Annotated in this window: 7 protein-coding genes and 1 pseudogene; 3 read left to right on the top strand and 5 right to left on the bottom strand. The window is 61.0% G+C overall.

Going from position 1 to position 8247, the window contains the following annotated elements; all coding sequences use genetic code 11:
* Nucleotides 1-57: 57 nt before the first annotated feature.
* Nucleotides 58-981, top strand: a pseudogene (locus CO676_RS33685) (ABC transporter ATP-binding protein); the annotation flags it as partial.
* Between the two features lie 189 nt (nucleotides 982-1170).
* Here CO676_RS33685 and CO676_RS33680 read toward each other — a convergent pair.
* Genes CO676_RS33680 through CO676_RS33665 form a run of 4 tightly spaced genes read right to left on the bottom strand, consistent with a single transcriptional unit; the run spans nucleotide 1171 to nucleotide 4978 of the window.
* The gene (locus CO676_RS33680) at nucleotides 1171-2145 is read right to left on the bottom strand and encodes a hydroxyacid dehydrogenase (RefSeq protein ID WP_097524244.1); all 975 of its coding nucleotides are present in this window, start codon (nucleotides 2143-2145) and stop codon (nucleotides 1171-1173) included.
* Between the two features lie 25 nt (nucleotides 2146-2170).
* Nucleotides 2171-2863 (bottom strand): FadR/GntR family transcriptional regulator, encoded by a 693-nt coding sequence (locus CO676_RS33675; RefSeq protein WP_097524243.1) that lies wholly within the window; start codon nucleotides 2861-2863, stop codon nucleotides 2171-2173.
* A 2-nt stretch (nucleotides 2864-2865) separates the two neighbouring features.
* Nucleotides 2866-4035, bottom strand: coding sequence for a mandelate racemase/muconate lactonizing enzyme family protein (locus tag CO676_RS33670; protein ID WP_097524242.1), 1170 nt, complete (start codon nucleotides 4033-4035; stop codon nucleotides 2866-2868).
* 55 nt (nucleotides 4036-4090) lie between these two features.
* Nucleotides 4091-4978, bottom strand: a complete 888-nt coding sequence (locus tag CO676_RS33665) for a sugar phosphate isomerase/epimerase (RefSeq protein WP_097524241.1) — start codon at nucleotides 4976-4978, stop codon at nucleotides 4091-4093.
* A 291-nt stretch (nucleotides 4979-5269) separates the two neighbouring features.
* Between CO676_RS33665 and CO676_RS33660 the strand changes: the two genes are divergently transcribed.
* Complete coding sequence (locus tag CO676_RS33660; RefSeq protein ID WP_097524240.1) at nucleotides 5270-6121, top strand: sugar phosphate isomerase/epimerase; 852 nt, start codon at nucleotides 5270-5272, stop codon at nucleotides 6119-6121.
* 540 nt (nucleotides 6122-6661) lie between these two features.
* On the opposite strand, the gene CO676_RS33655 is transcribed toward CO676_RS33660, so the two are convergent.
* Complete coding sequence (locus CO676_RS33655; RefSeq protein ID WP_097524239.1) at nucleotides 6662-7084, bottom strand: hypothetical protein; 423 nt, start codon at nucleotides 7082-7084, stop codon at nucleotides 6662-6664.
* 777 nt (nucleotides 7085-7861) lie between these two features.
* Here CO676_RS33655 and CO676_RS35645 point away from each other — a divergent pair.
* Nucleotides 7862-8128, top strand: coding sequence for a hypothetical protein (locus CO676_RS35645; RefSeq protein WP_179875765.1), 267 nt, complete (start codon nucleotides 7862-7864; stop codon nucleotides 8126-8128).
* The last annotated feature ends 119 nt before the right edge of the window (nucleotides 8129-8247 follow it).

Raw genomic sequence — 8247 nt, 5'->3', positions numbered from 1 at the left:
GAATGTGCAAACTATTTCGCCGCAGCAGGATATGACCCCGATTAAAACGGACGGGCTCTAGAGAAGCCGACCGGCGGACAGATCTTCATCGACGGTGAGGACGTCGCCGACTGGGGCGCCGCCGAACGCGACGTGGCGCTTGTGCTGCAGCAATATTCGCTCTACCCCCGCTATACGGTGCGCGAGAACCTCGAATTCCCACTCAAACCTCGCATCCGGCGGGTCGAACCGGCCGAGATCAAGGAGCGTGTCGACCGCGCCGCGAGGACGCTCCGCATCGAGCATTTGCTCGACCGCAAGACGGACCGCCTATCCGGTGGCGAGATGCAGCGCGTTTCCATCGGTCGGGCCATCGTGCGCAAGCCGCGCGTCTTTCTGATGGACGAGCCTCTTTCCGCCCTTGACGCCAAACTGCGGGAGGCGCTGCGCACGGAGCTCAAGAACCTCCAGATGAACCTCGGGGCAACCTTCCTCTTCGTCACCCACGATCAGATCGAAGCCATGTCGATGGGCGACAAGATCGGCGTCCTCAACAACGGCCATCTCGTTCAGACAGGCACGCCGCAGGAGATCTATCGCAATCCGGTCAACACTTTCGTTGCACGCGCTGTTGGCTCGCCGCCGATGAACCTGATCTCAGGGAGACTTGCGGGCAGCGAGGTTATCGCGGACGAAGGCTATCGTTTGCCTTTTGGGGCGGCGTTCGGCACTGCGGTTGACGGCCGGCCCCTCACCTTCGGCATCCGCCCTGAGGATCTCTTTCTCGAAAGCGGCGCACCCGGCGAAGCCCGCGTCCACGACGTCGAGAATCATGGCGTCGAGAAGATCGTCACGCTTCGCACAGGCAACCACTTCTTGCAGGCGACGGTGCCGGCTCAGACCGACCTCGAGATCGAGGAATCTGTTCGCTTTTCCTGGAATCCAGAAAAGGTCGTGCTCTTCGACGGCGGAAGCGGAATGAGCCTGCGCCACTCTGGCTGAGTCCCGATAGACAACGGCCAAGCTGGCTACACCTACAGCGCCCCGCGTCTTATCAGACGCGCAAAGGTCGCTGCAGCGCTTTGAATTGCTGCATGTTTTTCTTAAATCGAATACGATTTAAGAAAAACATACAGGAGCGATTGTGGCAGAAGAGCCTCTCCATCCAGAGCGGGGCGAAGTCGCGATGCCTTACGCCGGGAACCGTCGCCTATAGTGTTCGACGACCTCAGGGTTGCGGAGATTAACGGGCAACCCGCCTTTCAAGATGCGGATCGCTTCGGCCGCAGCCCCTGTTCCCATGCGCATCATGCTTTCTTCGGTGATGCCGGCGAGGTGCGGCGTCACGATCACATTGTCCAGCCGGAAGTAAGGATGCTCCAGCGGCAGGGGCTGTGTTGAGAACACGTCGAGGGCAGCGCCGCCGATACGGCCCATCTCCAGCGCCTCGATCAACGCTGCCTCATCCACGACGGGGCCGCGCGACACATTGACCAGAATCGCGCCCGGCTTCATGCGCGCAATCCGCTCGCGGCTCAAGAGCCCGGTCGTCTCAGGCGTGAGCGGGCAACAGAGAACGACGATATCCGCCGTCGCAACCAGGTCGTCGACCGAGAGAAAGCGCACACCGCCGGGCAGGCTTTCCGGCGAGCGGCTGTTGGCAACGATCTCCAGCCCGAAGCCGTACTTCGCGATGCGGAAGACCGCCTTTCCCACATTGCCCATGCCGATGATGCCCATGGTGCGTCCGGCAAGGTCGAGTGCTCGGTCTGAGTGGGCTCGCCCGGCACTCCAACCGCTGCTTCTGAGATCGCGGTCCATGGGACGGAACTGGCGAAGCAACACAAGCGCCACCATGAAGACGTGTTCCGCAACAGTCGGCGCATTGACGCCTGGCACGTTGGCGATAAGCACACCGGCCGCCGTGGCCGCATCATAGGGGATCATGTCGAGTCCCGCGCCGTGCCGCACTGCCGCGCGCAGGGCGGGCGCTTCTTCGAAGAAGGCGGGCGGGATCGGCGCGCGCACGATGACAATCTCCGCACCCTCGCCTTCGCGAAGCAAGATCTCGGGATCGGGGGCGGACGCGACGCGGAGATCACCCGCCGCCTTCAACATGGCCTCGGCGTCGCAGTGCAGGGGATGGGTCGAGAAAATGAAACTCATCGGCCTCCTCATTGCCGACCGGGGACTACTCCGCGGTTGTCGCAGGCCCGCCTATAAGGCCCTTCCAGTAGCTCTCCGCGCCCTGCAGATGCGCATTCATCAAAGCTTGGGCGAGATTGCCGTCGCGTGCGAGCAGCGCCTCGTAGATACGGATATGTTCTTCATGCGAGCGGCGGCTGCGGGCGATATCAGCGAAGTAGATGGGCAGTCGCTGTTCGCCCATCGTGTAGTAAACGCTGCAGACGCGGTGAAACACGCTGTTCTTCGTCGCCCGAACGATCTCCAGATGAAAATCCCTGTCCTCACGCGCGAGGCCCTCGCCTGCAGCGATCTTCGCCTCGGAAGCGGCGAGAATTTCGCGCAGGCGTTCGTAGTTCTCCTCCGTCGCCCGCGCGCAGGCGAGTTCCGCCGCCTTGATCTCGTGGATCTTGCGGAGTTCCACCGTCTCGTAGATCACGATCGGGTCCAGTGGCACGCCGGCACGCGCAAAGAGTGCGATCGCCTCGACGCTCGCCTCCGTCGTCGTCAGATAGATGCCCGACTTCGCCCGGCGCTCGACAATGCGCATGGCTTCGAGGATTGCCAGAGCCTCCCGAAGCTGCCCCCGGCTAACGGCGAAGTGCTCGGCGAGCTCTCGCTCCGATGGCGTTCGCCCATTGCTGCTTGAAGTCGTAAATAGATGGGCCGCTAGATCGGAAAGCAGATTGTTTTCTTTCATGGTTACAGTCTTTGCACGTGAGTCTCCAGAACGCGTTCGTTTATCGTAAATCCCAGGCCGGGTTTATCAGGAATCTCCATCATCCCGTCTCTCACAGCCACGGTCTCCTCGACGAGGTCGTGGATCATCGGGTTCGCGCCAACCGAGTATTCGATGACAAAGCTTGCCGGGGAAGCCGCGCAGATGTGCAGGCCTGAGAAGAAACACGGGGCACCGGCCCACAAATGCGGGGCGAAACGGAGGTTGAAGGCACTGGCGATCGCACCAATGCGCATGGCTTCCGTAATGCCGCCGCAGAAGGCCGGATCGGGCTGGAAAATATCGGCCGAGCGCAGCACCGCGAGGTCGCGGAAGGCGAACCGCGTGGCCTCGCTCTCGCCGGCTGCGATCGGCACCTTTCCAGCGGCGCGCACTTCCGCCATGCCGGCTTTGTCGTCTGCGATCACCGGCTCCTCGAACCAGGCGAGATCGCAATCTTCGACGAGATGGATGAAACGTTTCGCGTCGGCAACCGTATAGGTGCCATGCGCATCGACCATGAGATCCACCGAGGGGCCTAGCGCCTTGCGGGCAGCACGCACGCGGGCGGCCGAGACATGCGGCGCGCGGTCCATTGCGCCGACCCTCATCTTGACCGCCTGGAAGCCGCCACTGGCAATGTAAGACTGCAGCTGGCCGCCGATCTTTTCGGCGCTCTCCCAGCCGCCGGAAGCATAAGCAGGCAACCGGTCCGCCTTACGCCCGCCGAGAAGCTTCCATACCGGCACGCCCAGCGATTTGCCAAGAATGTCCCACAAAGCGATGTCGACCGCACTGATCGCCGCAACGGAGAGGCCCCGGCGCGAGAGTTCCGGCATCGCATGACCCGAGATCGCCGCCGTTTCGTGGCGCACGCCGTTGTAGAGCATCTCCCAGATCGCGGAGATGTCGGAGGGATCGCGACCGACGAGCTTCGGCCCCACCTCATGGTTGAGCATGTGCACGAGCGCTCCGTAAGTACCCGCGCTGCCCGCAGCATTCTTGCCCTCACCCCACCCAACGATCCCGTCATCTGTTTCTATGCGCAGGATCGCCGCGTCGAAGGTTGTCAGGCGACCGAAATCGCTGCGATGCTGCCGGCTCACTTCGATGGGTATGCGAACCCACCAGGCTTGGACGGTCTTGATACGCATTTCGCCTCCCCAACCTCGCGGCGCACCGGCCGCAGGGCATGCGCGGGACCGGCCCTCACTTGATCAGTGGCAGGATGGTCTCGGCGGTGATCCGCATCTGGTCGTCGTAGAACTTTTCGGTCAGCAGGCTCGATCCGTGGTCCTGGATGAACTTGAGCTGCTCCGGCGGGATGTCGACCGGGTTGCGCTCGACCATGTCGGGATATTTCGCCGCCGGCGTGCGGTCGACCGGAGCCACGAACTCATTGGTGAGCGCGCCGTCGTATCCGATCTCTTTCAGAGTGGCCACGATCTTCGGCCAGTCGAGATGGCCGAGGCCCGCCGCAAAGCGGTTGTTATCCGCCACGTGGAAATCGAAAAGCCGGTTTCCGGCGAGCCTGATCGCCTCGTATATGTCCTCCTCCTCGATGTTGAGGTGAAAGGCATCGAGGCAGACACCGCAATCGGGATCAACTGCATCGGCTAGCGCAAGCGCTTGGGCGGCACGGTTGAAGAGGTATGTCTCGAACCGGTTGAGCGGCTCGATTGCCAGCCGGACACCCTTTTTCTGGGCGTGGGCGAAGCACTCCTTGGTCGCATCGACGACCCACTTCCACTCCTCTTCCTCGGTGCCGTCCGGAACGACCTTGCCGACGGTCGCCGGCACAAGGGTGACGATCTCGCCTTCGAGCTCACTCACCATGGTTATGACACTCTTCACGTAATCCACTGAGCTTGCGCGCTGGCCCTCGTCCTTGGCTGCGAGGTTGCGCTCGCCGAGCGTTAGCGTCACCGCGCCCCAGCAGCGAATGCCGTGTTCCTTGAGCAGCGCGCGAGTGTCCTTGATGTCGTACTGGGTCGGCTCGCCTGAAATCTCGATGCTCTCGTAGCCGTACTTCTTGATGCGCTTCAGCGTGACGGCGAGAGGCTCCGCCCGCATCCAGTTGTGCGTCGAAAGGTGCATAGACGTCCTCCCAGGCTGGCTACTCCCAACACTCGTGGGGGTGCGCGGCTCCACTAGACCCCATTCTGGTTTGACCAATTCTCCCTTGTCAAGGCTCTACCCCGAATTATTGCCGGCGGAGCACGGGCGCCTGCGCCTCCTCACCTTTTTCAGCGTTTCACGCGATTGCGGGGCGAAGCTCGGCCGCTTCGCTTCGAACTCATGACGTTTGTCACCTTGACCAGATTGCGATTTTGGTATTACCAGATTGGAAGGTGGGGAAGCTGTTGCCGCGCGGCCGGAGGAGGAACGATGAAGATCGGTATGTGCATGTTTCTTTGGACGACGAGCGTCGGCCGGAAACATGAGAAGCTCCTCCGGGATATTAAGGCGACCGGCTTCGACGGGGTTGAGATTCCGATCTTCGAGGGCGCTCCGGACGACTACCGCCGCCTCGGCGCATTGCTCGATGGGATCGGCCTGGAGCGCACTGCTGTGTCTGCCATGAGCGACCCTTCCATGAACCTGATTTCGCCTGACACCGCGACGCGCAAGCGCGGCATCGCCTACATGCGATGGGCTATCGATTGCGCCGCCGCCCTCGGCGCGCACACGCTAAGCGGCCCCCTACATTCTACGCTGGGCCAGTTCTCAGGCACCGGGCCCACCGCCGCGGAACTGAGGCGGTCCATCTCCTCGCAGCGCACGATCGGCGATCATGCCGTTGAGCGCGGCGTCACCGTTGCGCTCGAGGCGCTGAACCGCTTCGAATGTTATCTCTTTAACACGATGGACGACCTTGCCGGCCATATTGATGCAATTGGGCATCCGAACATTCGCGCCATGTACGACACCTTCCACAGCAATATCGAAGAAGCCGACCCCATCGGAGCCTTCACCCGTAACAAGGACCGCATCGTACACGTCCACATCTCGGAGAATGACCGCGGCGTGCCGGGGCGGGGGAACATCCCCTGGACCGAGACCTTCAAGGCGATCCGCGCAAGCGGCTATGACCAATGGCTGACGATCGAAGCCTTCGGTCGTGCACTAAAGGAGCTTGCGGCTGCAACGAAGGTCTGGCGCGACTTTTCCGAGACGCCCGAGGCCGTCTATCGCGATGGATACCGTCACATCCGCGAGGGATGGCAAGCAGTTGCGTAGCGAAAAGTAAAGTCGCGTCTGCGGCGCTCGAACATCGGCCATGCCTCCGCCTCGCTCGTCGAGCCCTTCGCCTCCAGCGCCAGCAGATCGCGGCAATCCGCAACTTCAGTCGCTCGTCCGCGACGCCAGTCTCCCGCCAAACTATCGCCGGCATCCCCGACCGCGAGAAAACTGTCATCTGTCTATCCGCTTTCGGGCAACCTGCGCCCCGGCAGCTTCTCCTTCACCCGGGTGCATTGAAAAGAGGTAAGGCGCATGACGGGGCCGGCCTCTGCTCGAAATCACAGAGGCTAACTGTGAAGCGCCTCCCTGACAGCTTCGTACAGTCTCCGCGCCTGATCGCAGCCCGACCGAGGAAGGGTCTCCATTCCACCCTCTCGCGACCTGTAAGGAACGTGGAAGATCGACCCAAGGCGACGTCCACGCTTACGTCTGTGAACAGCAGCACTGCGCCAACAGCGGACATTCCTGCACACAGATCGCCCGCATGACGGCAACGACGACTCGGGGCCGCTTAGAGCCGCCGTTGTCGCCCCTTCCTTATGAGGTCATCAAATCGATGACCCGCATGATCGCGACCGCACTGCTCGCGTTCTGGGTGCCTTCTGTTGTATCGGCGTTAGCGCAGGTCCAAACGTCACCCTTCTCGACTGTGAATTTCTTTCCGTTCTGAATGACTGAAAGTTCTCCCTCAGTCATGTGGCAGAGCATGTCGTTCTTCATCACGTTGTCCGGCGTCTTCGCGCCGGGTTGGATAACAACATCGCGCAGCTTGACCATTTTATAAGCCGGTATGACGGAAGCCCGCTCACCAAGCGCAACAACTCTGACACCGGGACCGACCTCCTCACCCTCATCCGGGCCGTAGGTCTGGGCGGCTGCTGGTGTCACCCAAGCGATCAGAGGTGTGGCGGCCATTGTAAGACCGAGCGCGAGTGTGGATCTACGATTGACGGCTTCCATTGCTTCCTCCCTAGCCAATTTGTTCCGGAAAAAAGTATGCAACCAATCAGTGTTGAGCCGCTTCCACTAAGAGTCAACGGGAACATCCGATTTGGACTGTCTCGCCCACGCTCGTGGGCGAGAGGCTCCGAGAGATCGACAAACCGCTGGGGTCCTCGTGCGAGGCGCGTTCGCACCGGCCGGGCGTCGACTTCGATTGATGTCCGGTCTTGGCCCCGAACGCGACGTTAGAGTAGTCGATTAGCAATAACTGCTCCTGGCGCTCTTTGCTCGTTTCGATGGGCGAGTTGAACGGAAAAGTTCCACCCGACCGAGACGATCGGAAGTCGGCAACATGCCGCCAGTCCGGGATGTCGATTCCGATCACTCGCCTTGAAAGGATTCGAACCGAAGATCCAGTCGTCAGCCTTGAGCACTACTGAAAATTCCGGCTCTTGATCTTCAGGTCGTCGATATGAAGATCTGGCACGAACATATCTCTCGACCGAACCCCTGGAAGCGCTTTTTCGCGGGAATCCGGACTTCCAGGGGTACCGTGAGCGAACTCATCGCCGCGGCCAGTCGACGGCCGGAATGCTTCATCGCGCTCGGCAAAGCCCCAACAGGTCGGCAGACAGCAACCCGTTTTCGGCTTGAGATGGTGAATTATGTTCTGTATTTGTTCTCAAAGCGAAACTGAGTCAATGCGCACGTGGCGCGCGGAAGTTGAGTGGGAGTGCCCATCGAAGAAATCCGTGAACGGATTCAATGCGATGGCAGGAATGGGAATTTTTTCGCATGGCGCGACAGGAGCCTGTGAACGATCTGGGGCCGAGACTGAAGGATCATCGTGAGCCGCTCATTGAATTCATCTGTCGCCCATGTCATCGCCACTGCGCGCTTGAGCGCAAGCTGTTGGTGAAAGTATTCGGCGACGGTGTGAGCTTCGCGGTGATCCGCCGGCGCATGGCGATGGGCTGCGACCGCATGCAGACGCCGGAGGGCGACAAATGCAGCGCGCACTTCCCATGTCTGGACGATACAGATGGTCCTGATGGAAGCTAGCGATGACAAACGACGAAGGCAGCGAGCGGCCGCGCAAAATCGTGCATGTGGACATGGTTGGTGCGCCGTGAAGGCGCGAGAGAGGGTGAAATATGACTTAGACATCATCTCTCAAGCTT

The sequence above is a fragment of the Sinorhizobium sp. BJ1 genome (genome assembly GCF_002531555.1).
GTDB lineage: Bacteria > Pseudomonadota > Alphaproteobacteria > Rhizobiales > Rhizobiaceae > Sinorhizobium > Sinorhizobium fredii_B.
This window is presented reverse-complemented; position numbering and strand designations above follow the sequence as displayed.

Bases quoted from the DNA above. Each gene is read 5' to 3' on its own strand.
- CO676_RS33680 (WP_097524244.1), bottom strand. From the start codon at position 2,145: ATGAGTTTCATTTTCTCGACCCATCCCCTGCACTGCGACGCCGAGGCC.
- CO676_RS33675 (WP_097524243.1), bottom strand. From the start codon at position 2,863: ATGAAAGAAAACAATCTGCTTTCCGATCTAGCGGCCCATCTATTTACG.
- CO676_RS33670 (WP_097524242.1), bottom strand. From the start codon at position 4,035: ATGCGTATCAAGACCGTCCAAGCCTGGTGGGTTCGCATACCCATCGAA.
- CO676_RS33665 (WP_097524241.1), bottom strand. From the start codon at position 4,978: ATGCACCTTTCGACGCACAACTGGATGCGGGCGGAGCCTCTCGCCGTC.
- CO676_RS33660 (WP_097524240.1), top strand. From the start codon at position 5,270: ATGAAGATCGGTATGTGCATGTTTCTTTGGACGACGAGCGTCGGCCGG.
- CO676_RS33655 (WP_097524239.1), bottom strand. From the start codon at position 7,084: ATGGAAGCCGTCAATCGTAGATCCACACTCGCGCTCGGTCTTACAATG.
- CO676_RS35645 (WP_179875765.1), top strand. From the start codon at position 7,862: ATGGCGCGACAGGAGCCTGTGAACGATCTGGGGCCGAGACTGAAGGAT.